Below are 24,263 nucleotides of genomic sequence, written 5' to 3'. Positions count from 1 at the left end.
CGCCACTCCTTCCGGCCGGCTGGGCCGACCTCTCCGTGCCGCGGACGCCCGCCGACCCGACCCGACTTGAGGCCTCGGGTGCGCCGGAAAGCGCGCGCACCATACGGACGGGCTGTTGAGGCGTCAAGCCTGGATGCCGCGCTCGCGAAGACGGGGCAAGTCATTGAGGAAAAAAGGATAATTCGATCCACCCCAGGCCCGGGCGCCGGCATATGGCGGCTCAGGCGGTCTCGCGCAGCGCCGCCGCGCGCTCCAGGTCGACGGAAACCAGCTGGCTGACGCCCCGTTCGGCCATGGTGACGCCGAACAGCCGGTCCATGCGCGCCATGGTCAGGCGGTGGTGGGTGATGACCAGGAAGCGGGTCGACAGCGAGTGCGCCAGCTCCTCGACCAGGCTGCAGAAGCGGTCGACGTTGGCGTCGTCGAGCGGCGCGTCGACCTCGTCGAGCACGCAGACCGGCGCCGGATTGGTCATGAACACGGCGAACAGCAGGGCGATCGCCGTCAGGGTCTGCTCGCCGCCCGAGAGCAGCGACAGCACCTGCAGCTTCTTGCCCGGCGGCGAGGCCATGATCTCCAGGCCGGCGTCGAGCGGGTCGTCGCTCTCGGTCAGGGTCAGATGCGCCCGGCCGCCGCCGAACAGCCGCTCGAACAGCACGCCGAAGTGCTTGTTGACCAGCTCGAAGGCGGCGAGCAGCCGCTCGCGGCCCTCGCGGTTCAGGCTGCCGATGGCCTGGCGCAGCCGGCCGATCGCCGCGATCAGGTCCGCGCGCTCGGTGTTGAGGCCGTCGATCCGCTCGCCGATCTCCTGGGCCTCGGTCTCGGCGCGCAGGTTGACCGGCCCGATCGCCTCGCGCTCGCGGATCAGGCGCTGGACCCTGCTCTCGACCTCGGGGCGCGAGGGCAGCTCCTGGTCGGGCGCGACCTCGGCCAGGCGCAGCAGCCCCTCGAGCCTGACCTCGAGCTGCTGGGCGACCTGCTGGGCCAGGGCCTTCAGCGCCTGCTCCGTCTGCTCGACCCCGCCTTCGGCGCGCACCATCAGCTCGCGCGCCTTGCCGAGCTCCTGCTCGGCGACGCGCAGCGCCCGGTCGGTCTCGCCCTGGGCCGCCTCGCCGAGCGCCAGGCCGTCGGCGGCCTGCTTGCGCGCCGCCTCCGCCCGCTCGATCTGCTCGGACAGCGCGCCCCGGCGGGCGGTGATCTCGGCCGGCCGCTCGGCGAGGCCGGCCAGCTCGGCCTGCAGGCGCTGGCGGCGCTCCGCGAGCTCGGCCTGGTGGCGCTCGGTCTCCTCGATGCGCCGGCGCCAGCTCGCCGATTCGCGGCCGATCGCCAGCAGCCGCTCCTGGCGCGTCTCGGCCTCGCGGGCCAGACGCTGCAGGTCGGCCTCGGCGCTGGTCAGCGCGGCACGGCGCTCGGCGAGGGCGGCGCGCAGCTCGTGGACCCGCGCCTGGGCCTCGGCGAGATCCGGCAGCGCCGCCCGGTCCGCCTCGGCCGCCGCCAGTGCCGCCTCGGCCTCGGCGACCTCGCCGGCGACCCGCTCGGCCGATTCGGCGAGCGCCGCCAGGCGCTGCTCGGCCGCCGCCTGGCGCGCCGCGAGGCGCCCGGCCTCGGCGCGCGCCCGGTCGAGGGCGGCGAAGGCCGAGCGCTGGCGCTCGCGGGTCGCGCGCTCGGCGGCGACGCGGGCCTCGCTCTCGGCCTTGGCCTCGGCCATCGCAGTGCGCGCCGCCTCGACCGGGCCGGCAACCTGCGCCCGCTCCCGGCGCAGCTCGGCCAGACGGTTGCGCTGCTCCAGGCGCTGGGCCGCGGCGGTCGGCGCGCCGGCCGCGGCGACGTAGCCGTCCCAGCGCCACAGCGCGCCGCCCTTGGTGACCAGTCGCTGGCCCGGGCCCAGGTCCGGCTGCAGCCGCGCCCCGGCGGCCTCGCTCTCGACGACACCGACCTGGGACAGGGCGCGGGCCAGCACCGCCGGCGCCTCGACCAGCTCGGAGAGCGGCCGCGCGCCCGCCGGCAGCGGCCGTGCCTCGCGGAACGGCGGCAGGGTCAGCCAGTGCACCGGCGCCGCCTCGTCGGCCGGCACCTCCAGGTCCTCGCCGAGCGCGGCGCCCAGCGCCGCCTCGTAGCCGGACGAGACGGTCACTGAATCGAGCAGCGGCGGCCAGAGGTCGCCGCTCGGCCGCTGCAGCAGCTTGTCGAGGGCCTGGATCTCGGCGTCGAGCGTGTGCAGCGCCCGGTCGCGCTGCTGCATCTCCTCGCGCGCCTCGGCCTCGGCCTGCTGCGCCGCCTGGGTCGCCGCCTCGGCCAGCTCCAGCTCGCGGCGCGCCGTCTCCAGGGCGCGCTCGGCCTCGCCGACCGCGGTCTCGGCGGCCTCGACCTCGGCGGCGAAGGCGGAGTTGGCCTCGGCCTCGCCGCGCTCGCGGCCGACCCGCTCGAGCTGCTCGCGCAGGCGCGCCAGGCGCTGGCCGAGCTCCTGGACACGGCGCTCGACCGCCCGTCCCTGGGCCTCGCCCTCGGCGATGGCCTTGGCGGCCGCGGCATGCTCACCCTCCAGCCGGGCGACCTCTGCGGCCTGCCCGTCGCGCAGCTGCTGGCGCTCCTCGCGCGCCGCGCCCTCGCCGGCCGCGGCCTGCTCCAGCCGCTGGCGCTCCTCGCCGAGGCGCGTCTCGGCCTCGACCGCGTCCTCGGCCAGGGCGCCGCTGCGCGCCAGGTCGGCGTCGAGCTGGGCGAGCCGCTCGCCCGCCTGGCGCTGCGCCGCCTCGATCTCCGCCTTCTGACGGTCGAGGCTGTCGCGCTCGCTGAGCAGGCGCTGCAGGGCGGCGGCGGCTTCCGCCTCGCCCTGGCGCAGGCTCGGCAGGGCCGCTGCCGCCTCGCTCTGGCGCGTCGCGGCGGTCGCCGCCAGCTCGGTCAGCTCCGCGACCTTGCCCTGGATCGCCGCCAGGTCGCCGCGCGCCTGGGCGACGCGGCCCTTCGCCGCCTCGGCGTCGATGTGGAACAGCACCGCCTCGCTGCGCCGCAGCTGGTCGGCGATGTTGCGGTAGCGCGTCGCCTGGCGGGCCTGCCGCTTCAGGCCCTGCAGCTGGGTCTCCAGCGTGCCGATGACGTCGTCCAGGCGCTCCAGGTTGGTCTCGGCCGCCTTGAGCCTCAGCTCCGCCTCGTGCCGGCGCGAGTGCAGGCCGGAGATGCCGGCCGCCTCCTCCAGCAAGGCCCGGCGCTCCGAGGGCTTGGCGTTGATGATCGCGCCGATCCGGCCCTGGCCGACGATGGCCGGCGACTGCGCGCCGCTGGCCGCGTCGGCGAACAGCAGCTGGACGTCACGGGCGCGCACCTCGCGGCCGTTGATCCGGTAGAGCGAGCCCTTCTCCCGCTCGATGCGCCGGACGATCTCGAGGTCGTCGTCCTTGTTGAAGGCGGCCGGCGCCAGGCGGTCGCTGTTGTCGACCGACAGGGTGACCTCGGCAAGGTTGCGCGCCGGCCGGGCGCCGGTGCCGCCGAAGATCACGTCGTCCATGCCGGAGCCGCGCATGCGCTTGGCCGAGGTCTCGCCCATGACCCAGCGCAGCGCCTCGACCAGGTTCGACTTGCCGCAACCGTTCGGCCCGACGATGCCGGTCATGCCCGGCTCGATCAGCAGCTCGGTGGGATCGACGAAGGACTTGAAGCCTGAGAGTCGGAGTCTGTGAAACTGGACCAAGCCTTCGGTCGCTCCCGAGGGACGCGCCGGCCGAGCCGGCGCCCGCCGCTACGCGCCGCCGTAAGCCTTCTTGAGCTCGGCGGAGAACTCGTCGTAGGGCAGGGCGCCTTCGACCTTGCGCTCGTTGATGATGAAGGTGGGGGTCGCCTCGATCTTGAAGGTGTCGCGGCCGGCGATGACCCGCTGCAGCAGGGCGTCGATCGCCTTCTGGTCCTTGATGCAGGCCTCGAAGCGGTCGTGGCCGAGGCCGGCGAGGGCAGCGCGCTGGCCGAGGGCGGCCAGGGGGTCGCTGGCCCGCGCCCAGGTCTCCTGGTCGGCGAACAGCATCTCGATGTAGGCGAAGAAGGCCTTGTCCGAGCCCAGGCAGTCGGCGGTCACCGCGGCGAGCAGGGCCAGCTTGTCGAGCGGGAAGTGGCGGAACACCAGGCGCGCCTTGCCGGTGTCGATCCAGTCCTTCTCGACCTTGGGCAGGACCTCCTTGGAGAAGTGCGCGCAGTGCGGGCAGGTCAGCGAGGCGTACTCGAAGATCGTGACCGGCGCGTCGGCCTTGCCCATGACGTGATCGTCGGGATGGACGACCTTGGGATCGAAGGCCGGGGCGGCCGTGCCCGACTCGCTCTTGCTCGCGTCCTGGGCCATCGCCAGGCCGGCCGGAAGCAGCGGAGCGGCCAGGGCCGCCAACAAGATCGTCCTGCGTTTCATGGTCTCACCTACTATATGTTGATGCTAAGCAAGGCGACCGCCCTGCTCAAGCCCGGAGATATCCACAAGGCCGGCCTGCCGCCGTCCTGACGTTCAACGCCCGACATGGCGTCTGTCGTCGCGCATTCCGAGTCCGCCCGGCCTTGTAGCGCCTTCCGGTGCCCGCCCTGCTGATGCCAAGCGTCGCGGCCGGCCGCCAGTCACAAGGGCGTCAAGCGGGGCGCTGCCGGCCACCTCCCGGTCACTCGGAACGGTCGGCGTAGACCGCCGCGCCGAGCCGTTCCAGCACCTGGCGGAGCTCGGGATCCTCGACGGCGGCGGTGCGCGCCGCGACCCGGGCCGACTCGGCGGCCGACAGGGGCGCGCGCCGCGGCGTGGCGGCCGGCGCGGCGGTGCGCGGCAGCGGAGCCTGGACCAGCTTGACGCCGGCCAGCAGGCGATAGCCGAAGTGGCCGTTGATGCGCTCGACCAGCGGGCCGGTCAGGTGCTGCAGGTCGAGGGCGAAGGACGGCTCGACGGTCAGGGTCAGCACGCCGTCGCGGCGCTCGGCCGGATTCGGGAAGGCGAGTCGCAGCGGCCGGCTGCGCGCCGAGACCAGGGGGCCGGCGATCTGCGGCCAGTCGAGAATCAGCGTCGCCTCGGCGCGGCTGCGCCGGGCCATCAGGGGCCGGGTCAGGCCCGGCACCATGACACCGAGGGCACGCAGGCCCCGGCCCCTGGTCTCGTCGTCGTCCTTGCGCAAGGCGGTTCCCGCTGCTGGCGGCGGCCAGTATAGAGGAGCCCATGGACAGCCGGCCACCTCCGCCGCAGCCCGACAGCCCGACGGCCGAGACGGTCGCCGGCCGGCTGCTCGCCTGGTACGACCGCCACCGCCGCCGGCTGCCCTGGCGGGCCGGGCCGGGCGAGACGCCCGACCCCTACCGGGTCTGGCTGTCCGAGATCATGCTGCAGCAGACGACCGTGGCCACGGTCGGCCCCTACTTCGAGCGCTTCACGGCGCGCTGGCCGACGGTCGCGGCGCTCGCCGCGGCGCCGCTTGACGCCGTGCTCGCCGAATGGGCGGGGCTCGGCTACTACGCCCGCGCGCGCAACCTGCACGCCTGCGCCCGGGCCGTCGTCGAGCGCCACGGCGGCGCCTTCCCGGACGAGGAGGCGGCGCTGCTCGCCCTGCCCGGCGTCGGCGCCTACACCGCGGCCGCCGTCGCCGCGATCGCCTTCGACCGGCCGGCGAGCCCGCTCGACGGCAACATCGAGCGGGTCGTCGCGCGGCTCTTCGCCGTCGCCGAGCCGCTGCCCGGCGCCAAGCCCGAGCTGCGCCGCCTGGCCGCCACCCTGACCCCGAGCGCGCGTCCGGGCGACTACGCCCAGGCCGCCATGGACCTGGGCGCCACGGTCTGCCTGCCGGCGAAGCCGAAGTGCCTGCTCTGCCCGCTCGAAGCCGACTGCCGCGCCCGTGCCCTGGGCATCGCCGAGCGCCTGCCGGCGAAGGCGCCGAAGGCCGAGAGGCCGACCCGGCGCGGCGTCGCCTTCCTGGCCCGGCGCGCCGACGGCCGCGTCCTGCTGCGCCGTCGCCCCGACAAGGGCCTGCTCGGCGGCATGGCCGAGCTGCCCTCGACCGACTGGCGAACCGAGTCCTGGGCCGAGGCCGAGGCCCTGGGCAGCGCCCCGCTGCCGGCCGCCTGGGACGCGCTGCCCGGTCTGGTGCGCCACACCTTCACCCACTTCCACCTGGAGCTGGGGGTCTGGCGCGCGGAGCTGCCGGCGGCGACCGACTCGCCGGCCGGCGCGCGCTGGGTGCCGATCGACGGCCTCGCCGGCGAGGCCCTGCCGACCGTGATGCGCAAGCTGCTGCGCCACGGCCTCGCGTGACGGAGAGACGATGAGCACGCCCGAGGTGACCCGCGCCTTCGGCGCCGACGCCGGCGACTACGACCGGGCCCGGCGCCAGCTGATCCCCTGCTTTGACGGCTTCTACGGGGCGGCGCTGGCCGCCCTGCCCTTCGCCGCCGCCGAGTCGCCGGCGATCCTCGACCTGGGTGCCGGCACCGGCCTGTTCTCGGCGATGCTGCGCCAGGCCCTGCCCAGGGCGCGCCTGACCGTCACCGACGGCAGCGCCGAGATGCTGGCCCGGGCGCGCGAGCGCCTGGCCGGCGATCCGCTCGCCGAGTTCCGCAGCCTGGACTTCGCCACCGATGCCCTCGGCGGCCCCTGGGACGCGGTCGTCTCGGCGCTCGCCGTCCACCACCTGGACGATGCCGGCAAGCGGGCGCTCTACGGCCGGGTCCTCGCCGCGCTGAGGCCCGGCGGCGTCTTCGTCAACGCCGAGCAGGTGCTGGGCGGCAGCGAGGCCGAGGAGCGCGACTGGGCCCTCGACTGGCTGCTCCGGGTCAAGGCGGCCGGGGTCACCAACAAGGACCTGACGGCGGCGCAGGCACGCATGGCGCACGACCGCTGCGCGCCGCTCGGGCGCCAGCTCGGCTGGCTGCGCGACCTCGGCTTCGAGGCCGTCGCCTGCCCGTTCCAGGACAAGCGCTTCGCCGTGATCGCCGCCCGCAGGCCGGGCCAGAGAGGGCGCCGCTAGCCGAAGGTCACCTCGCCCTGCATCGCCAGCTCGCCCTGCGGGCCGGCGACCCAGACCGCGGCGGCGTCGCCGCTCGGCGCGCCGCAGACCGCGAAGGGCGCGGTGTCGAAGATCGGCGAGCGGGCGCGGAAGGCGAAGCCGGCGATCCGGCGCCCCGGCGCCTCGCGCCGCGCCAGGTCGACCATCAGGGTCGCCAGCAGGGGGCCGTGGACGATCAGGCCGGGATAGCCCTCGACGCCGGTCGCATAGGGCTGGTCGTAGTGGATGCGGTGGCCGTTGAAGGTCAGCGCCGAGTAGCGGAACAGCAGCACCGGCGTCGGCCGGATCTCGCGGCGCCAGGGCGCTTCCGCCGGCGCCGGCGCGGGGCCGGCCGCGGGCGGCGCGCCGGGCTGGGCGGCCTCGCGGTAGACGATGTCGTGCTCCTCCTCGATCGCCAGGCCCCCGGGACCCTCGATGCGGTGGCCGACCGTCACGAAGGCGAGGCGGCCGCTGCGCCCCGTCTTCTGTTCCACCTTCAGAATGGTCGAGGTCCGCCGCGCCGCCGCGCCGACCGGCAGCGGCGCGTGCCAGGTCAGGCGGCTGCCGGCCCACATGCGCCGCGGCAGCGGCAGCGGCGGCAGGAACTCGCCGCGCGCCGCATGGCCGTCCGGCCCGACTCCGGAGAGCGGCGGGAACTCCCAGAAATAGGCCCAGTGCCAGAGCTCGGGCAGCGGCCGGCCCTCGGCGAAGGCCGGGTCCGGGCTCTCCAGCGTGACGCGCAGCCCCTCGGCGCGATTGAGGTCGATGCGGTCCTCGGCCAGCCGCTCGCGCCCGATCCAGTCCTGGAAATCCCCGCTCATCGGCCGCCCGCCGCTCCCGGTTCCTCTGCTCGCGTCACGCCGCTGGCTCCTCTCGCGTCTTGGCTTCGGGCGCGAAGCTTAGCGGCGGAGCGGAGCGAGGGGAAAGGCGGCAATGACGGACTGGCTGGCGCCGCTGCTGATCGGTGCCCTGACGCAGAGCCCGCGCCCGGCCGCCGCCGCGGAACCGAAGGAGACAAGCATGTCCGACCAGCCCCCGACCCAGACGCCGACGCAGCAGCTCGCGGCCGCCCTGACCGCGGCGAGCACGGCCGTCGCCAAGCTCATGCAGACCCTCCAGCTCAGCCTCGGCGCCCTGCGCGAGGAGGGCTTCACGGCCCTGATGGTCGGCACGGTGCAGGACCAGGACCCAGACGTCCTGGTGCCGTCCTTCCCCAACGAGCCGAAGACCGGCGCCGACCTGATCTGGATCGACAAGGCGAGCGGCGGCAAGAAGCTGTTCCTGATCCAGGCCAAGCGGCTCAACCCCCTGACCCTGCAGTACGACGAGCTCGACCACACGGTCGGATCGACCGGCAAGCTGCAGGTCGATCTGCTGCTGGAGACGACGGCCGGCATCGACGAGGAGGCGCAGGACGAGGGCGGCTTCGCCAAGGCCTACTACTTCTTCTACAACTTCAATCCGCTGAGCAGCGCCGACAACGGCATCTTCTGGCTGCCGGCGGACGTCGTGAAGACCCTCGTGTCCCAGGGCAAGACCTCGCTGGCGGCGCTGAAGAAGAGCAGCTTCTACCAGCCGCTCTCGGCCTTCGCGAACGAGGTCGGGCTCGGCTGATCGCCCGGCGGCCACCCCCGCCTTCGCCTCTCGAAACCGGAGATCGCCCGTGCCATAAAGCTGTCCGCCGAGGGTGCGGTCGCGGCGCGTCGACTGATGCGGCGCGCCCATCGCCCCCTCGAAACCGTACGACAGCAGAAAGCCGCGCGATGTCCGAGGCCCCGCGCCCTTCCCCCCTCCTCCGCCCCGCCTTCACCGGCCTGCTCGAGGCGCTGCCGGCGACCACGCCCTTCGTCGGCCCGGAGACCCTGGAGCGGCGGCGCGGCGGCGTCTTCGCGCTGCGCCTCGGCGCCAACGAGTCGGCCTTCGGCGTCTCGCCGCGGGTCCAGGCCGTGCTGCACCGGGAATCGGAGCGCGCCAACTGGTACTGCGACCCGGAGCACCACGAGCTGCGCGAGGCGCTGGCGGCCCGGCTCGGCGTGACGCGCGGCAACCTGGTCGTCGGCGAGGGCATCGACGGCCTGCTCGGCCTGATCGTGCGCGCCTTCGTCGAGCCCGGCGAGGCGGTCGTCACCTCGCTCGGCGCCTATCCGACCTTCAACTACCAGGTCAACGGCTACGGCGGCCGGCTGGTCTTCGTGCCCTACCGCGAGGCCGGCGACAACGACCTGGAGGCTCTGCTGGCCGCGGCCCGCCGCGAGCGGGCCAAGCTGCTCTACCTCGCCAACCCGGACAACCCGAGCGGCAGCTTCCACGGCCGCGACGCCGTGACGGCGCTGCTCGAGGGCCTGCCGGAGAACTGCCTGCTGCTGCTCGACGAGGCCTATGCCGAGTTCGCACCGGCCGAGGAGCTGCTGCCGGTCGAGGCCGAGGACCCGCGGCTGATCCGGCTGCGCACCTTCTCCAAGGCCCACGGCCTGGCGGGCATGCGGGTCGGCTACGCCGTCGCGGCGCGCGAGATCGTCGCGGCCTTCGACAAGATCCGCCTGCACTTCGGCGTCGGCCGGCTGGCCCAGCTCGCCGCCGCGGCCGCGCTCGACGACCAGGCCTTCGCCGGCACGGTCGTGCGCAGCGTCGCCGAAGGCCGCGAGGACTACCGGCGCCTGGGCCAGCGCCTCGACCTGCCGACCCTGCCGTCGCTGACCAACTTCGTCGCCTTCGACCTGGGCAGCGCCGGGCGCTCGATCCGCATGGTCGAGCTGCTCGGCGAGCGCGGCGTCTTCGTGCGCCGGCCCGGCCAGCCGCCGCTCGACCGCTACGTCCGGGTCACGGTCGGCACCGAGGAGGAGCGCGCCGCCTTCGCGCCGCTCTTCGCCGACGCGCTGGAGGCGCTCGGCGAAGAGCGGCTGGAGCCGGCGGAATGAGCGCCGCGGGGAACCTGCCGAAGCGCCGCCACACCGAGGTGCTGGGCGAGCTGCTGGCGCTCGAGGGCAGCCGGATCGTCGACATCGGCTGCGGCTCGGGCTCGCTGGTCCGGGCCCTGGCCAGGCGCGGCGCCCGGATGACCGGCGTCGAGCCGCAGGCGGCGCGGGTCGCCGAGGCCGAGGCGGAGCCGCGGCTGGCCGACGAGCGCTACCTGACGGCCGGCGCCGAGGCCCTGCCGCTGGCCGACGGCAGCCAGGACGCGGCGATCTTCTTCAACTCGCTGCACCACGTGCCGGCCGCCCTGATGGATCGGGCCCTGGCCGAGGCGCAGCGGGTGCTGGCCGCAGACGGCCGGCTCTGCATCGTCGAGCCGCTCGCCGAGGGCGCCTCCTACGAGTTCGGCAGGCCGATCGACGACGAGAGGGCGGTGCGCGCCGAGGCCTACGCGGCCCTGCGACGCGCCGCCGACGGGCCCGGCTGGCGCCAGGAGCGGGAGCTCTTCTACGACACCGAGGTCGTCTATGCCGACTTCGAGGCGGCGGCGCGGGACTTCGAGAAGGTCGACCCCAGGCGGGCCCCGCAGATCGCCGCGATCCGCAGCGACTGGGAGAAGGCCTTCCGCGCGCTCGGCCGCGAGACGGAGAAGGGCTGGGTCTTCTCCCAGCCGATGCGCGCCAACCTGCTGGTCCGGCGATGAGCGCGCCGCTGCCCGAGCGGCCGGCCCCGGAGGACCCGGGCGGCCTGGTGCTCGAGGTGCTGCGCATGGGCCCCGAGTTCCCCGGCCCGGCCCAGGACCTGCTGCTCGCCTGGACCCTGAAGCTGCCCGACGGCCTCGACATGAAGGCCGCCGCGGCGCGCCTGCTCGAGGCCTACGATCTCGCCGAGGGCCCGCCGCCCGACGACCCGCGCGGCCGCCTGATCGCCCTGCTGCGCGAGGCCGCCTCGGCGGAGCCGCCGGCCCGCGGCCGCCGCGGCGGCTGGCGCGGGCGCAGCCGGCCGGCTCAGGGGTGACGGCGCAGGTCGTCCTGCGCCCTCACCTCGGCGCCCGCCCGCCGATGTCGCGGCGGCAGAAGCCCTCGGGCCAGTCGATCCGCTCGACCGCCTGGTAGGCACGGTCGCGGGCCTGGGCGAGGGTCGCGCCGAGCGCGCCGACGCCGAGCACGCGGCCGCCGGTCGCGGTCAGGGCGCCGCTCTCGGACCAGCTGGTGCCGGCGTGGAAGATCGTCACCTCCTCGACCTGCGCCGCCCGTTCCAGGCCGCGGATCTCCGTGCCCTTCTCGTAGCGGCCGGGATAGCCCTTCGCGGCCAGCACTACGACCAGGGCGGCCTCGTCGTACCAGCGCAGGTCGAAGCTGGCGAGCTGCCCGTCGGCCGCGGCGATCAGCGCCGGCAGCAGGTCGCTCTTGAGGCGCAGCATCAGTGCCTGGCACTCGGGATCGCCGAAGCGGACGTTGTGCTCCAGCAGCCGCGGCGTGCCGTCGGCCGCAATCATCAGGCCGGCGAAGAGCACGCCCTTGAAGGGCGCGCCCTCGGCCTTCATGGCGGCGACCGTCGGCTCGACGATCTCGGCCATGACCCGGGCCTGCAGCGCCGGCGTCAGGACGGGCGCCGGCGAGTAGGCGCCCATGCCGCCGGTGTTCGGGCCCTCGTCGTTGTCGAAGGCGCGCTTGTGGTCCTGGGCCGAGGCCAGCGGCAGCGCCCGCTCGCCGTCACAGAGCGCGAAGAAGGAGACCTCCTCGCCGGCCAGGAACTCCTCGACCACGACCTCGTGGCCGGCCGCGCCGAAGCGGCCGCCGACCAGCGCCTCCTCGATCGCCCGCTCGGCCTCGTCCAGGGTCCCGGCGACGGTGACGCCCTTGCCGGCGGCCAGGCCGTCGGCCTTGACCACGACCGGCGCACCGAGCTCGCGGGCCATCCGCTTGGCGGCCTGCGGGTCGGAGAAGCGGCCGTAGCGCGCGGTCGGGATGCCGTGGCGCGCGCAGAGATCCTTCATGAAGCCCTTGGAGCCCTCCAGGCGCGCCGCCGCGGCGCTCGGCCCGAAGGCCTTGATGCCGGCCGACTCGAGCCGGTCGACCAGGCCGAGCACCAGCGGCCCCTCTGGGCCGACGACAACCAGGTCGAGCTGCTGCTCGACGGCGAATTCGACCAGGCCGTCGATGTCCTCGGCCGCGATCGGCAGGCACTCGGCCTCTTCGGCGATGCCGGCGTTGCCCGGCGCGCACCACAGCTTCTCGCAGAGCGGCGAGGCCGCGATCGCCCAGCAGAGCGCATGCTCGCGGCCGCCGCCGCCGACCACCAGGATTCTCATGCGAGTTATCTCTCTATGCTTCTAGTCCTGTCGGCGTCGGTATAGCCTGCCATCCCGACAAACGCGACCTTCTTCCATTAGAAGACCCAGGACAGACCATGCTAAATAATTTGGTTGGTTGCCGTTTTGATGAGATTGAATCCCCAGGTCTCTGGAGATCTGAGAATTAGTCCTTCCCTCAGGATTTTCTCCAAGATACTGGCATATTGCCTTCTTGAGAACTGAGAGCCCATCTTGCGCCAAGTCATGAGAAGTCATGGTTCGCTCCGCGGTCATGAGTGCTTCAACATCCACGATCCTCTCATGAGAGGAATCTGTTAGAAAGAAGCCATGACCGATCTCGACCTCCCCGCAGCCACCCCCGGCAACCTGCCCGAGCTCTCCGTCTCGGAGATCAGCCGGGCGATCAAGCGCACCCTCGAGGACCGCTTCGAGCGGGTGCGCGTGCGCGGCGAGATCTCCGGCTTCAAGCGCGCCGCCTCGGGCCACCTCTACCTGACGCTGAAGGACGCCGAGGCGGCGATCGACGCGGTCTGCTGGAAGGGCACGGCGGCGCGCCTCGGCCTCCGGCCCGAGGACGGCATGGAGGTCGTCGCGACCGGCCGCATCACCACCTTCCCCGGCCGCTCCAAGTACCAGCTGGTCATCGACAGCCTGGAGCTGGCCGGCGAGGGCGCGCTGCTCAAGCTGCTCGAGGACCGGCGCCGCAGGCTGGCCGAGGAGGGGTTGTTCGCCGAGGCGCGCAAGCGGCCGCTGCCCTATCTGCCCGAGGTCATCGGCGTGGTCACCTCGCCGACCGGCGCCGTCATCCGCGACATCCTGCACCGCCTCGCCGACCGCTTCCCGCGCCACGTCCTGGTCTGGCCGGTGCTGGTCCAGGGCGAGGGCGCGGCGGAGCAGGTCGCCCGCGCGATCCGCGGCTTCAACGCCCTGCCGGAAGGCGGGGCGGTGCCGCGGCCCGACGTGCTGATCGTGGCGCGCGGCGGCGGCTCCCTGGAGGACCTCTGGGCCTTCAACGAGGAGGTCGTGGTGCGCGCCGCGGCCGAGTCGGCGATCCCGCTGATCTCCGCGGTCGGCCACGAGACCGACACGACCCTGATCGACTACGCCTCGGACCGCCGGGCGCCGACGCCGACCGCGGCCGCCGAGATCGCCGTGCCGGTGCGCGGCGAGCTGGTCGCGACACTGCTCGACCTGGAGCGGCGCAAGCTCGGCGCCGGCCAGCGCCTGCTGGCCGAGCGGCGCACGGCGGTCGAGAGCCTGGGCCGCGGCCTGCCAGACCCGGTCCGCCTGCTCGGCGAGAAGAGCCAGGCCCTGGACGAGCGGATCGAGCGCCTGGAGCTCGCCTGGCGCGGCTTCCTGCAGGCCCGCGCCGCGCGGGCCGCCGAGCTCGGCGCCCGCCTGCCGCACCCGCGCCAGCAGATCGCCTATGCCGAGCGGGGCCTCGCGGAGCTGAGGCACCGCCTGGAGGGCGTCGTGCCGCGCCTGACCCTGCCGGCCCGGCGCGCGCTCGCCGAGGTCCAGGCCGGCACGCGCCTGCCGCTCTGCGCCGAGCGCCAGCTCGCCAGGGCCCGCGACGCCCTGGAGGCCTGGGGCGCGCGCCTGGAGACCCTGTCCTACGAGAAGACCCTGGAGCGCGGCTTCGCGGTGGTCCACGGCCCCGACGGCCTGGTCACCCGCGCCGCCCAGCTCGCGGCCGGCGAGGCCCTGGAGCTGCAGTTCGCCGACGGCCGCGCTCCGGCCGTGGCCGGCGGCGGCGGCACGCCGAGGAAGAAGGCGCCGCCACCCGCTGCGCCGACGCAGGAGCGGCTGCTGTAGGGGGCGAGACCTCTCGCAGCCGTCCCCTTTCTCTACCGCCGTCGTCCGCTTCTCTCTCCGTCCCCCCATTTCGTCATCCTCGCGAAAGCGAGGATCCAGAGGATGGTTCCACCCACGCGGACGGTCGTCCGTCCGCGCTCCAGGCGCCTTTCTCTGGATCCTCGCTTTCGCGAGGATGACGGAGGGGAGCGTGGCGGCGACGGTTGAGGAAAGCCGCCACCCTACCGGTAGTAGCTCTTCGGAAACCGGCGGTGCAGCCAGAGCCAGTCCTCGGGCCGCTCGCGCACCCAGGCCTCGAAGCGGTCGTTGATCGCCTGGGTCAGGGCCTGAGCGTCGCCGCGCTTGTTGCCGGTCGGGGTGAAGGCCGGCGTCGGCTCGATGGTCATGCGGAAGCGCGCGCCGCCCAGGCGCTCCAGGCGCGAGGGCACGATCGGGCAGGCGAAGCGCAGGGCCATCTGGGCCGGACCGTCGGCGGTCATCGCCGGCAGGCCGAAGAAGCGCGCCTCGAAGCCCTCGTTGAACTTCTGGTCGTTGAGCACGCCGATCGTCGAGCCCTTCTGCATCTCGGCGATCAGCGCCCGGGCGCCCTGGGCGCCCTTGGGGATGCGCTTGCCGGGCGTGACGCCGCGCATCTTCTCGGCGACCTTCTGGACCAGCGGGTTGTTGGCGGCCCGGCTGATCCCGACCATCGGGATGCCCTGGGCGCCGGCGGTGACCACCGACACCTCGAAGTTGGCCTGGTGCATGGCGGCGATGATCACCGGCCGGCCCTCCGAGGCCGGTCCCTTGACCAGCTCGGCGCCGATGATCTCGACCCGCCCGGTCTTCGGATCGCTGATCGTGTCGAGGTGCGGGTACTCGGCGGCGGTGCGGCCGAGGTTGTCCCACATGGCGCGGACGATCTCGCGGCGCCGCGCCTCCGGCATCTCCGGAAAGACCAGCTCGAGGTTGCGCCAGGCGCGCTTCGACAGCGGCAGCAGCGGCCCGACGGTCCGGCCCAGCCAGCCGCCGAAGGCCGAGGCCCAGTCGAGCGGCAGGATCTTGAACAGCCCCATGAAGGCGAAGGCGAAGGCCGCCTCGACCGGATAGCGGAGGTACTTCGTCAGGAACTTGTCACGGTTGGGGGTGGCCATCGGCCAGGGCTCGCTCCAGCAGCGCGTCGATCTTCCGCTTGTCGCGCCATCGCAGGTGCACAGGCAAGACCCGAGTGACCGCGGCGAGCGGCGGCGGCAGGCGCACGAAGTCCTTTTCCGTCGTCGCGAGCTCGGCGCCGAGCCGTCCGGCCTCGGCGAGCAGCGCCTGGCCGTCGGCGGCCGTGTAGGGGTGGTGGTCGGCGAAGGCGCGGGTGCCGGCCAGCTCGGCGCCGAGGCCGGCCAGGGTGTCGAAGAACTTGGCCGGCCGGCCGATGCCGGCGAAGGCCAGGACCCGCCGGCCGCGCCACGCGCCGGCCGTCTCCGCGACCAGCTCGGCGCGCAGCAGCGGCTTGCCGGCGGCGGCCGGCGGCGGCGCCCAGTCCCCGCCGACCGACAGCAGGGCGTCGGCCCGGCCGAGGCCCCGGGTCAGGTTCTCGCGCAGCGGCCCGGCCGGCAGGACGCGGCCGTTGCCGAGCCCGGCGGCGCCGTCGACGACCGCGAGCGCCAGGTCCTTGGCGAGACCGGGATTCTGCAGGCCGTCGTCGAGCAGCAGCACCTCGGCGCCGGCCGCCGCGGCCGCCCGCGCACCAGCCGCCCGCTCGCGCGCCACCCAGGTCGGGCAGGCGCGCGCCAGCAGCAGGGGCTCGTCGCCGACCGCCGCCGCGTCGTGCAGCGCCGGATCGACCCTGAGCGGCCCGCGCTCGCGGCCGCCGTAGCCGCGGGTCACGGCATGGACGGCGAGCGCCCGCTCGGCCAGCAGCTCGACCAGCGCCAGCACGGTCGGCGTCTTGCCGGCGCCCCCGGCGGTCAGGTTGCCGACGCAGATCACCGGGACGGGCAGCCGAACCGGATTGACGACCCGCCAGCGCAGCCAGCCGGCCAGGTCGTAGCCGAGCGCCAGCGGCAGCAGCAGGCTCGACAGCGCCCCCCGTCCGCTCCAGAAGTCGGGCGCGCGCAAGGCCGGGAGTCCCTAGTCGGCGGGCGCCAGGGGCGCCCTCCGCCCGATGGTCGCCGTCGCGCGCGGCGCCGGTCTCGGGTCCGGCGCGACCGGGACCTGGCCGCAGGCGCGATCGGCCTGCTCGGTCAGCGCGATCAGGCGGCGCTCCAGCTCCTCGGCCAGGGCCTCGAGCTCGGCCTCGCCGGCGCGCCGCGGCACCGCGAGCGGCTCGCCCCAGACGATGCGGGCGCGGCCGAAGGGCCGCAGCAGCAGGAAGCGGTCCCAGGAATCGAGCAGCCGGGCCGGGCGCGCGGAGCCGCTGACCGGCACGATCGGCACGCCGGCCAGCTGGGCCGCCTTGATCGCACCCGGCTTGACCCGCATGCGCGGCCCCTTCGGCCCGTCCGGCGTGATCGCGACGCAGGCGCCCTGGGCCAGCTCGCGGCCCATGGCGCGCAGGGCCGTCGCGCCGCCGCGCCGGCTCGAGCCGGAGACCGAGGGGAAGCCGAGCCCCTCGAGGGCCGTCGAGATCAGCCGGCCGTCGCGGTGCCCCGAGATCAGCACGTGCAGGCGCTCGGGGCGGTCGGTCCAGGCGCCGCGCATGACCAGCATGCGGCCGTGCCAGAAGGCGACGACGCAGGGCCTGCCGCCCTCGATCAGCGCCCGCGTCGCCTCGGGCAGCTCGCGCTCCCAGCGGGTCGTGCGGTGGACCAGGCGGATGTAGAGCGCGATCGCGCCGGCCAGCAGGCGGCGGCCCCGGTCCGAGCGCGCGAAACGCTTGGCGAGACTCATCGGCGCGCGGTCCGCTATTCGCCGGCCACGGCGACCGGCCGGGCCTCGCCCTGCGGCGCCGGCTCGTCCGCGAACTGCAGGGCATAGAGCCGGGCGTAGGCGCCGCCCCTGGCGAGCAGCTCGGCGTGGCTGCCGCTCTCGATCACCCGGCCCCTGTCGAGCACGTGGATCAGGTCGGCGTCGACCACGGTCGAGAGGCGGTGGGCAATGACCAGGGTCGTGCGGCCTTCCTTCAGCTTGCCGAGCGCCTGCTGGACGTGGCGCTCGCTCTCGCTGTCGAGCGCCGAGGTCGCCTCGTCGAGCAGCAGGATCGGCGCGTTCTTCAGCATCGCCCGGGCGATCGCGATGCGCTGGCGCTGGCCGCCGGAGAGCTTGCTGCCGCGCGGGCCGACCGGCGTGTCGTAGCCCTGGGGCAGCTCGCGGATGAAGCCGTCGGCGCCGGCCGCCTCGGCCGCGGCGACCAGCTCGGCCTCGGACGCCTCCATGCGGCCGTAGGCGATGTTGGCGCGCACCGTGTCGTCGAACAGCATGACCTCCTGGCTGACGTAGGCGACGGCGCGGCGCAGCGAGGCCAGGGTGACGTCGCGGACGTCCTGGCCGTCGACCAGCACGCGGCCCGCGGTCACGTCGTAGAAGCGCGGAACTAGGTTCAGCACGGTCGACTTGCCGGCGCCCGAAGGGCCGACCAGGGCGACGGTCTGGCCGGCGCGGGCCTCCAGGTCGAGGCCGTCGAGCGCCGCCTCCGGCGCGCCGTCGTAGGCGAAGCGGACGCCCTCCAGGCGCACCGCGCCGCCGTCCAGCGCGAGCGGCCGCGCGCCCGGCCGGTCGACGATCTCGGGCTGGTAGTCGATCAGCTCGAAGACGCGCTGGGCCGCCGCCAGGCCCTCCTGCAGGTTGTTGTTCAGCTTGGCGACGCGCTTGGCCGGCTCGAAGGCCAGCAGCACGGCGGTGATGAAGGCGGCGAAGGAGCCGGGGCCCTGGTCGCCGGCGATCACCAGGTTGCCGCCGTAGAGGATGACGCCGATCACCGCCAGGCCGCCGAGCACCTCGAGCAGCGGCTGGGTGACGTTGCGTACCCGGCTGCCCTTGAGCTGCAGGGCGTAGACCTCGTCGATGCGCGCGCGCGCCCGCTCCGACTCGTAGCCCTCCATGCCGTAGGCCTTGACGTGGCGGGCGCCGTGGAAGGTCTCGTCGAGCAGGGTCGAGAGCAGGCCGATCTGGTGCTGGGTGTTGCCCGAGACCCGGCGCATCCGCTTGCCGATGCGCAGCACGGGCAGGATCGCCGTCGGGAAGGCGACGAAGGCGATCAGGGCCAGGATCCAGTTCTGGTAGAACATCACCGCGACCAGCGCGAGGGCGGTCAGGAAGTCGCGGCCGAGGCCGGTGAAGACGTGGGAGACGGTGTTCTGCAGCTGCTGCACGTCGTTGACGAAGCGCGCGCCGAGCTGGCCCGGCGGCATCTCGTTGAAGAAGGCGACGTCGGCGCGGATCAGGCGCTCGTAGAGCCGCTGGCGCAGGTCGGCGACGACCCGGAAGCCGACCTGGCTCATCAGCACCGACTCGCCGTAGGCGGCGAAGCCGCGCACCGTGAAGACGACCAGCGCGGCGCCGGCGATCGCCCACAGCAGGTCGGCGTTCTTCTCGGAGAAGACGTAGCTGATGATCGGGTCCATCAGCTGCGCCATGGCGCCGGTGCAGCCGGCGACCAGCGCCATGAAGACGATCGCCACGGCGATCCGGCCGCGGTAGCGGCGGACATGCTCGCGCCACAGCCGGCCGACCAGAACCCTGGTCGACTCGTCCCAGCGCACCTTGGCCTTGTGCTTCTCGCTCACGGCCCCTCGGAAAGCCTCTGTCTCGGGAGCGCGTGGTCTAGCATGGCCGCAGCGGCAGAACCAAGCAAAGGGCGCAGGGCCGGCGTCCCCGGTCCGGAGGCCAGCGGGCAAAGGGCGCATGGCCGACAGGGGCCTGCAGGCGCTAGGCTTGCGATCCGGCGGCGGAGCGACCGGGCGGGAGAAGGGCATGAGGAACGGTTTGTCGGCGCTGCTCGGTCTGGCGCTGTTGCTGCTGCCGGCCGTCGGCCGGGCCATGGAGCTGCCGCCGGCGCTGCAGCAGGGCGATCTCGCGGCCTGGAGCGAGCGCGTCGACTGGCCCGAGGGCTGCCAGCCCGAGGCGATGCCGCCGTCGCCGCTCAAGGTCGCGCGGCTCGACGGGAACGACTGGCTGCTGCTTGCGGCCTGCGAGAGCTATGCCTACCAGCTGCGCTACCGCGCCTGGCGGGTGCGCGGCGACGACGCCGGCATCCTGACCGCCCTGCCGCTGCTCTTCCCCTTCCGTATCGTCTGGCAGGACCAGGCGACGCTGGCCTGGCGTCCCGAGCTGGTCGGCCTGGCCGACGTCGACGGCGACAGCCTGACCCTGACGACCAAGGCGCGCGGCCTGGGCGACTGCGGCGAGCGGATCGTCTGGGACCTGTCCCAGCCGCTGCCGGTCGCCCTCGACTATCGCAGCCAGCCGGACTGCCCCGACGCGCCGAGCGAGGCCGACGCCGACCCGAACAACTGGCCGGCCGTGGCGGGGACCTGGCTGAAGGCGCACCGGCCGGCCGACCGCAGCTGGCAGGCCGCCCAGACGCTGGCCCGGCTGCAGGCGGATTCGCCCCAGCTCGCCTGGCTGGCGGGCAGCCTGGTCGCGGCGGAGGCGGGCTGCGACGGCGCCACCGACCGCTGGGTGCTGGGGCTCGACGACGGCCAGGAGCCGCCGGAGATCTCGCTCTTCGCCGCGGCCAGCGGCGAGCGCATCGGCCCCTTCCCGGTCGATTCGGAGCGGCAGGACGGGCTCTGCGGCATCGACGCGACCCTGTCGGTCGAGACCGGCCAGCGCTGCCCGGTGTTGAAGATCGACGACGGCCGCTGCGATGCGCTTCGCATCAGCCGCGATCCCGACCAGTTGCGCTGGACGGTCGAGCGCAACTGAGCAGCGTCGCGGTCCGTTGGCCCCGGGGCCGGCCCCCCCCGCCCCGGGGCCGGAAGCCGGGCTACGCCGCCGCCGCGAAGGGCTGCAGGTTGCCGAGGAACTGCTCGGCGCAGGCGCGCCAGGAGAACTTGAGGGCGTGGGCCCGGCAGCGCTCGGGCGGGATCGCCAGCGCCCGCTCGACGGCATAGGCGAGATCCTCGTCGAGCACGCCGATGCCGTGGCCGTCGACGACGTCGAGCGGGCCCGGCACCGGGAAGGCGGCGACCGGCAGGCCGCTGGCCAGCGCCTCGAGCATGACTAGGCCGTAGGTGTCGGTGCGGCTCGGGAAGACGAAGACGTCGGCCGAGGCGTAGTGGCGGGCCAGCTCCTCGCCCTGCTTGGCGCCGACGAAGTGCGCCTTGGGGAAGCGCCCCTTCAGCTCGGCGAGCTGCGGGCCGTCGCCGACCACCAGCTTGCTGCCGAGGGCGAAGTCGAGCCCGAGGAAGGCCTCCAGGTTCTTCTCGACCGAGACCCGCCCGACGTAGAGGTAGACCGGCCGCGGCAGGTCGACCGCCGGATCGTTGCGCGGCTTGAACATCTCGGTGTCGACGCCGCGCGACCAGGCCTTGACGTTGCGGAAGCCGCGGCCCTCGAGCTCGCGCTGCAGGCTCGGCGTGGCGACCATGACCCCGCTGGACGGCCGGTGGAACCAGCGCATCACCAGGTAGCCGAGCGCCGTCGGCACCGGCATGCGCGCCGAGACGTACTCGGGAAAGCGCGTGTGGTAGCTGGTCGTGAAGGGCAGCTTGCGGGCGAGGCAGAGGCTGCGCACGGCCCAGCCGATCGGGCCTTCGGTCGCGATGTGCACGGCCTCGGGCCGGAACTCCTCGATGATCGCCAGCGCGCCGGACCTGGGCAGCACCGCCAGGCGGATCTCCGCGTAGGTCGGGCAGGCCACGGTGCGGAAGCGGCCGGGATGGACCACCTCGATCTCGTGGCCCAGCGCCGCCAGCTCCTCGACCACCCGGCTGAGGGTGCGCACCACGCCGTTGATCTGCGGGAACCAGGCGTCGGTGGCGAGCAGGATGCGCATCAGCCGGCGGTCTCGAGCCGGCGCCGCAGCACCTCCACCAGGTCGCGCTGCGGCCCGTCGGCCAGGCCGCTGCGCGCGGCCGCGGCCGGCTGGGCCACGTCCTCCTCCTCCAGCTCGGGCAGCGCGCGGGCCGCCTCGAGCATCGAGAAGTTGCGCAGCTCCGCCCAGTTGAGGATCTCGAGGCGGCCGTCGAAGTGCTCGACCAGGGCCGTGCAGCTCTCGACCCAGTCGCCGTCGTTGATGTAGAGGACCTCGCCGATCATGCGCTGCTCGGCCTTGTGGATATGGCCGCAGATCACGCCGTCGACGCCGCGCCGGCGGGCCTCCTCGGCGACCGCCTGCTCGTACTGGTCGATGAACTGCACGGCGTTCTTGACCCGGCCCTTCAGCCAGGCCGACATCGACCAGTAGCCGAAGCCGAAGCGACGCCGGACGAGGTTGAACCAGTGGTTCACGGTCAGCGCGAGGTTGTAGGTCCAGTCGCCGAGCCGGGCGAGCCATTTGGCGTAGGTGACGATGCCGTCGAAGGCGTCGCCGTGCAGCACCAGCATGCGGCGGCCGTCGGCGGTCTCGTGGATCGCCTCGCTCATCACCTCGACGCCGCCGAAGTGACGGCCGGTGTAGGCGCGCAGCAGCTCGTCGTGGTTGCCGGGCAGGTAGATCAGCCGCGCGCCCTTGCGCGCCTTGCGCAGCAGCTTCTGGACGACGTCGTTGTGGGCCTGCGGCCAGTACCAGGAGCGCCGCAGGCGCCAGCCGTCGAAGATGTCGCCGACCAGATAGATCGTCTCGGCCTCGTTGAACCTGAGAAAGTCCAACAGGAACTCGGCCTTGCAGCCGCGCGTGCCGAGGTGGATGTCGGACAGGAAGATCGTCCGATAGCGTTGACTTCGAAGACTGGCCTGCATGCGCCGTTCTCGTCGCAGTCTCTGTGGGAAATCCGGCCGTTGCCCGACTTCTCCAGAGCGGCTATATCAAGATATCGCGCGCGACTCCACCGAAAAGCACAATATTAAGCAAAGATACACACCAAGGAAACAAAACTGCAACCGTTCGCACGACAAGTAATCACCGCCAGATGAGACCGAGCGACTACCGACCGCGTTTCTTTCCGCCCGTCTCGCCGGCCGCCGGGCCGCTGCGCCTGCGCATCATCCACAACCCGACCGCCGGAGGCGCGCGCTGGCGCCGCTACGGCGCGGTCCTGGAGCGGCTCGACCGGGCCGGCGCCCGCATCGAGGAGCTGGCGACGGGCCGGCGCGGCGACGCCGAGGCCTACGCCGCCGCGCTCGCCCGCGACGACTGCGACCGCCTGGTCGTGGCCGGCGGCGACGGCACGATCAACGAGGCGATCAACGGCCTGCTCGCCAACCAGGCCGGCGGCCGCACCATCCCCCTGGCGATCCTGCCGCTCGGCACGGCCAACGTGCTGGCCCAGGAGATCGGCCTGTCGACCCGGCCGGCGGCGGTCGCCCGCATGATCCTCCAGGGCGCCGCCCGCCCGATCGCGCTCGGCGAGGCCAACGGCCGCGCCTTCACGCTGATGGCCGGGGTCGGCTTCGACGCCCATGTCGTCGCCCAGGTCGACGGCCGCCTCAAGAAGCGGATCGGCAAGCTGGCCTACGTCTGGCAGACCCTGCGCCAGCTCGCGGTCTACGACTTCCCGCTCTACCGCGTGACCGTCGACGGCGAGGTCTTCACGGCGGCCTCGGCGGTCGCCTGCAACGCCCACTTCTACGGCGGCCGCTACGTGCTGGCCCCGGACGCCCTGCTCGACGATCCGAGCCTGGAGGTCTGCCTGTTCGGCCGGACCGGCCGGCTGCACGCCGTCAAGTACGCCGCAGCCCTGCTGCTCGGCCTGCTGCCGCGCCTGCCCGACTACCGCATCGTCACCGGCCGCCAGGTCTCGATCCAGGGCCCGGCCGAGGACCCGATCCAGGGCGACGGCGACATCCTGGCCTCGCTGCCGGCCGCGATCCGCGTGCTGCCCGACGCCCTCAACCTGGTGTTCCCGCCCCGACGCTAGCCCCCTCGCCGGGGCTCTGCTATATCGCGCCCCGCCAACAGGACAGCGAGGAGCGGAAGTCATGGACGTCAAGGGCTTGGGCGCGATCGTCACGGGCGGCGGGTCGGGGATGGGCGCCGCGGTCGGGCGCACGCTGGCGGCCGCCGGCGCCAAGGTGACGCTGCTCGACCTCAACGGCGAGGCCGCCGAGGCCGTCGCCAAGGAGATCGGCGGCCTGGGCCTGGCCTGCGACGTGTCCGACGCCGCCGCCGCCGAGGCCGCCGTGGCCCGGGCGCGCGAGGCCCACGGCCCCTGCCGGGTGCTGGTCAACTGCGCGGGCATCGCGCCGGCCAAGCGCATCGTCGGCAAGGAGGGCCCGATGCCGCTCGAGGCCTTCAAGAAGGTCATCGAGGTCAACCTGATCGGCAGCTTCAACCTGCTGCGCCTGGCCGCCGCCGACATGACCGCCGCCGAGCCGCTGAACGCCGACGGCGAGCGCGGCGTCATCGTCTCGACCGCCTCGATCGCCGCCTTCGAGGGCCAGGTCGGCCAGGCCGCCTATTCGGCCTCCAAGGCCGGCATCATCGGCATGATGACCCCGGCGGCGCGCGAGCTGGCGCGCTTCGGCGTGCGCGTCATGACCATCGCGCCGGGCCTGATCGGCACGCCGCTGCTGCTCAACATGCCCCAGGACGTCCAGGACAACCTGGCCCAGCAGACGCCCTTCCCGAAGCGCTTCGGCACGCCCCAGGAGTTCGCCTCGCTGGTCATGACCATCGTCGGCAACCCGATGATGAGCAACGACACCATCCGCCTCGACGGCGGCATGCGGATGCAGTGAGGGGCGACACTCCACGCCACGCGCGCCCAATCGGCTTCATGGTGAGCCTGTCGAACCGCGCGTAGCGCGGCGCGAAGCGCGAGCCGACCCGGCACGGCCGGGGCCGCTTTCGCTTCACCCTTCGACAGGCTGTTCAGACCGGGGACATAGTGGACACCCGTTCGGGGACATTGTGGACGGGTTTGAGCTCAGTCTGCTCGGTGAGGTCGAGGGACGCCAGCTTCTGATGGCAGAAGAAGATGTCGAGGCGTCCGTCGATCTGGGTGGGGCGCAGGGCGACCGGGGTGCCACGGAAGGCCTTGCCGATCTTGCGGCGCCGCCCGCGGTAGCTGATCCAGCCGTTCTGGTCGACCCAGCGCACGACGTCCTCGGGCTCGTACTCGATCGCCGGCAGGCGCTCGGGCAAGGCCCGCCGGCTGGGCTGGTAGCGCTCGACGGGGACCTTCATGCCGATCGCCTCGTGCGGCCGCTCCAGGTTG

Annotated in this window: 21 protein-coding genes and 1 pseudogene; 10 read left to right on the top strand and 12 right to left on the bottom strand. The window is 73.7% G+C overall.

All coding sequences use genetic code 11. The features are described from left to right. Positions 1–220: 220 nt before the first annotated feature. The 3 genes from smc to B9O00_RS22930 all read right to left on the bottom strand — a co-directional run bounded on the left by smc (position 221) and on the right by B9O00_RS22930 (position 5,129). Positions 221–3,685 (bottom strand): chromosome segregation protein SMC, encoded by a 3,465-nt coding sequence (gene smc, locus B9O00_RS22940; protein ID WP_085125079.1) that lies wholly within the window; start codon positions 3,683–3,685, stop codon positions 221–223. A gap of 48 nt (positions 3,686–3,733) precedes the next feature. Further along, positions 3,734–4,387: a DsbA family protein gene (locus B9O00_RS22935; protein ID WP_085125078.1), complete on the bottom strand. Its 654-nt coding sequence runs from the start codon at positions 4,385–4,387 to the stop codon at positions 3,734–3,736. 241 nt (positions 4,388–4,628) lie between these two features. Then, a complete protein-coding gene (locus tag B9O00_RS22930; RefSeq protein WP_085125077.1) occupies positions 4,629–5,129 on the bottom strand; it encodes a DUF721 domain-containing protein in 501 nt (166 codons plus the stop codon). Between the two features lie 41 nt (positions 5,130–5,170). Here B9O00_RS22930 and mutY point away from each other — a divergent pair, with 41 nt between their 5' ends. Together mutY and B9O00_RS22920 are read left to right on the top strand one after the other, a co-directional pair. Then, positions 5,171–6,256 (top strand): A/G-specific adenine glycosylase, encoded by a 1,086-nt coding sequence (mutY, locus tag B9O00_RS22925; protein WP_085125076.1) that lies wholly within the window; start codon positions 5,171–5,173, stop codon positions 6,254–6,256. A gap of 10 nt (positions 6,257–6,266) precedes the next feature. After that, positions 6,267–6,968, top strand: coding sequence for a class I SAM-dependent methyltransferase (locus tag B9O00_RS22920; RefSeq protein WP_085125075.1), 702 nt, complete (start codon positions 6,267–6,269; stop codon positions 6,966–6,968). Here the strand turns inward: B9O00_RS22920 and B9O00_RS22915 are convergent. Next, positions 6,965–7,807 carry an HTD2 family dehydratase gene (locus tag B9O00_RS22915; RefSeq protein ID WP_085125074.1) on the bottom strand — a complete coding sequence of 281 codons (843 nt, stop codon included), beginning with the start codon at positions 7,805–7,807 and terminating at the stop codon, positions 6,965–6,967. The genes B9O00_RS22920 and B9O00_RS22915 overlap by 4 nt on opposite strands. A gap of 199 nt (positions 7,808–8,006) precedes the next feature. Here B9O00_RS22915 and B9O00_RS22910 point away from each other — a divergent pair, with 199 nt between their 5' ends. From B9O00_RS22910 to B9O00_RS22895, 4 genes are all read left to right on the top strand, one after another. Next, complete coding sequence (locus tag B9O00_RS22910) at positions 8,007–8,600, top strand: DUF6615 family protein (RefSeq protein ID WP_143596325.1); 594 nt, start codon at positions 8,007–8,009, stop codon at positions 8,598–8,600. 149 nt (positions 8,601–8,749) lie between these two features. Then, positions 8,750–9,904, top strand: a complete 1,155-nt coding sequence (locus B9O00_RS22905) for an aminotransferase class I/II-fold pyridoxal phosphate-dependent enzyme (RefSeq protein ID WP_085125072.1) — start codon at positions 8,750–8,752, stop codon at positions 9,902–9,904. After that, a complete protein-coding gene (locus B9O00_RS22900; RefSeq protein WP_085125071.1) occupies positions 9,901–10,602 on the top strand; it encodes a class I SAM-dependent methyltransferase in 702 nt (233 codons plus the stop codon). The genes B9O00_RS22905 and B9O00_RS22900 overlap by 4 nt, the downstream gene beginning before the upstream one ends. After that, on the top strand, positions 10,599–10,916 hold the full coding sequence (locus B9O00_RS22895) for a hypothetical protein (protein WP_085125070.1): 318 nt from the start codon (positions 10,599–10,601) through the stop codon (positions 10,914–10,916). The genes B9O00_RS22900 and B9O00_RS22895 overlap by 4 nt, the downstream gene beginning before the upstream one ends. Before the next feature lie 22 nt (positions 10,917–10,938). Here B9O00_RS22895 and purD read toward each other — a convergent pair whose 3' ends face one another. After that, positions 10,939–12,213, bottom strand: coding sequence for a phosphoribosylamine--glycine ligase (purD, locus tag B9O00_RS22890; RefSeq protein WP_085125069.1), 1,275 nt, complete (start codon positions 12,211–12,213; stop codon positions 10,939–10,941). 330 nt (positions 12,214–12,543) lie between these two features. On the opposite strand from purD, the gene xseA reads away from it, so the two are divergent. Continuing rightward, entirely contained in the window at positions 12,544–14,031 is a 1,488-nt protein-coding gene (xseA, locus tag B9O00_RS22885) for an exodeoxyribonuclease VII large subunit (protein ID WP_085125068.1), read from the top strand. A gap of 221 nt (positions 14,032–14,252) precedes the next feature. On the opposite strand, the gene B9O00_RS22880 is transcribed toward xseA, so the two are convergent. Genes B9O00_RS22880 through B9O00_RS22865 form a run of 4 tightly spaced genes read right to left on the bottom strand, consistent with a single transcriptional unit; the run spans position 14,253 to position 18,728 of the window. After that, the gene (locus B9O00_RS22880) at positions 14,253–15,164 is read right to left on the bottom strand and encodes a lysophospholipid acyltransferase family protein (protein ID WP_085125067.1); all 912 of its coding nucleotides are present in this window, start codon (positions 15,162–15,164) and stop codon (positions 14,253–14,255) included. Further along, entirely contained in the window at positions 15,145–16,122 is a 978-nt protein-coding gene (gene lpxK, locus B9O00_RS22875; RefSeq protein WP_085125066.1) for a tetraacyldisaccharide 4'-kinase, read from the bottom strand. The genes B9O00_RS22880 and lpxK overlap by 20 nt, the downstream gene beginning before the upstream one ends. A gap of 12 nt (positions 16,123–16,134) precedes the next feature. Further along, on the bottom strand, positions 16,135–16,893 hold the full coding sequence (locus B9O00_RS22870; RefSeq protein WP_085125065.1) for a lysophospholipid acyltransferase family protein: 759 nt from the start codon (positions 16,891–16,893) through the stop codon (positions 16,135–16,137). A 14-nt stretch (positions 16,894–16,907) separates the two neighbouring features. Next, positions 16,908–18,728, bottom strand: a complete 1,821-nt coding sequence (locus B9O00_RS22865) for an ABC transporter ATP-binding protein (protein ID WP_235017181.1) — start codon at positions 18,726–18,728, stop codon at positions 16,908–16,910. A 187-nt stretch (positions 18,729–18,915) separates the two neighbouring features. On the opposite strand from B9O00_RS22865, the gene B9O00_RS22860 reads away from it, so the two are divergent. Then, positions 18,916–19,869 carry a DUF1176 domain-containing protein gene (locus B9O00_RS22860; RefSeq protein WP_143596324.1) on the top strand — a complete coding sequence of 318 codons (954 nt, stop codon included), beginning with the start codon at positions 18,916–18,918 and terminating at the stop codon, positions 19,867–19,869. A 61-nt stretch (positions 19,870–19,930) separates the two neighbouring features. Here the strand turns inward: B9O00_RS22860 and B9O00_RS22855 are convergent, their stop codons facing one another. After that, positions 19,931–20,941, bottom strand: a complete 1,011-nt coding sequence (locus B9O00_RS22855) for a glycosyltransferase family 4 protein (RefSeq protein WP_085125062.1) — start codon at positions 20,939–20,941, stop codon at positions 19,931–19,933. Beyond that, a complete protein-coding gene (locus B9O00_RS22850) occupies positions 20,941–21,846 on the bottom strand; it encodes a UDP-2,3-diacylglucosamine diphosphatase (protein WP_085125061.1) in 906 nt (301 codons plus the stop codon). The genes B9O00_RS22855 and B9O00_RS22850 overlap by 1 nt, the downstream gene beginning before the upstream one ends. Before the next feature lie 170 nt (positions 21,847–22,016). Here B9O00_RS22850 and B9O00_RS22845 point away from each other — a divergent pair, with 170 nt between their 5' ends. Beyond that, complete coding sequence (locus tag B9O00_RS22845; protein WP_085125060.1) at positions 22,017–22,964, top strand: diacylglycerol/lipid kinase family protein; 948 nt, start codon at positions 22,017–22,019, stop codon at positions 22,962–22,964. A 61-nt stretch (positions 22,965–23,025) separates the two neighbouring features. Further along, positions 23,026–23,784: an SDR family NAD(P)-dependent oxidoreductase gene (locus B9O00_RS22840; RefSeq protein WP_085125059.1), complete on the top strand. Its 759-nt coding sequence runs from the start codon at positions 23,026–23,028 to the stop codon at positions 23,782–23,784. A 133-nt stretch (positions 23,785–23,917) separates the two neighbouring features. On the opposite strand, the pseudogene B9O00_RS33155 reads toward B9O00_RS22840, so the two are convergent. Further along, positions 23,918–24,263: pseudogene (locus tag B9O00_RS33155) on the bottom strand (IS481 family transposase); the annotation flags it as partial.

This window comes from Tistlia consotensis USBA 355, from assembly GCF_900177295.1.
GTDB lineage: Bacteria > Pseudomonadota > Alphaproteobacteria > Kiloniellales > DSM-21159 > Tistlia > Tistlia consotensis.
This window is presented reverse-complemented; position numbering and strand designations above follow the sequence as displayed.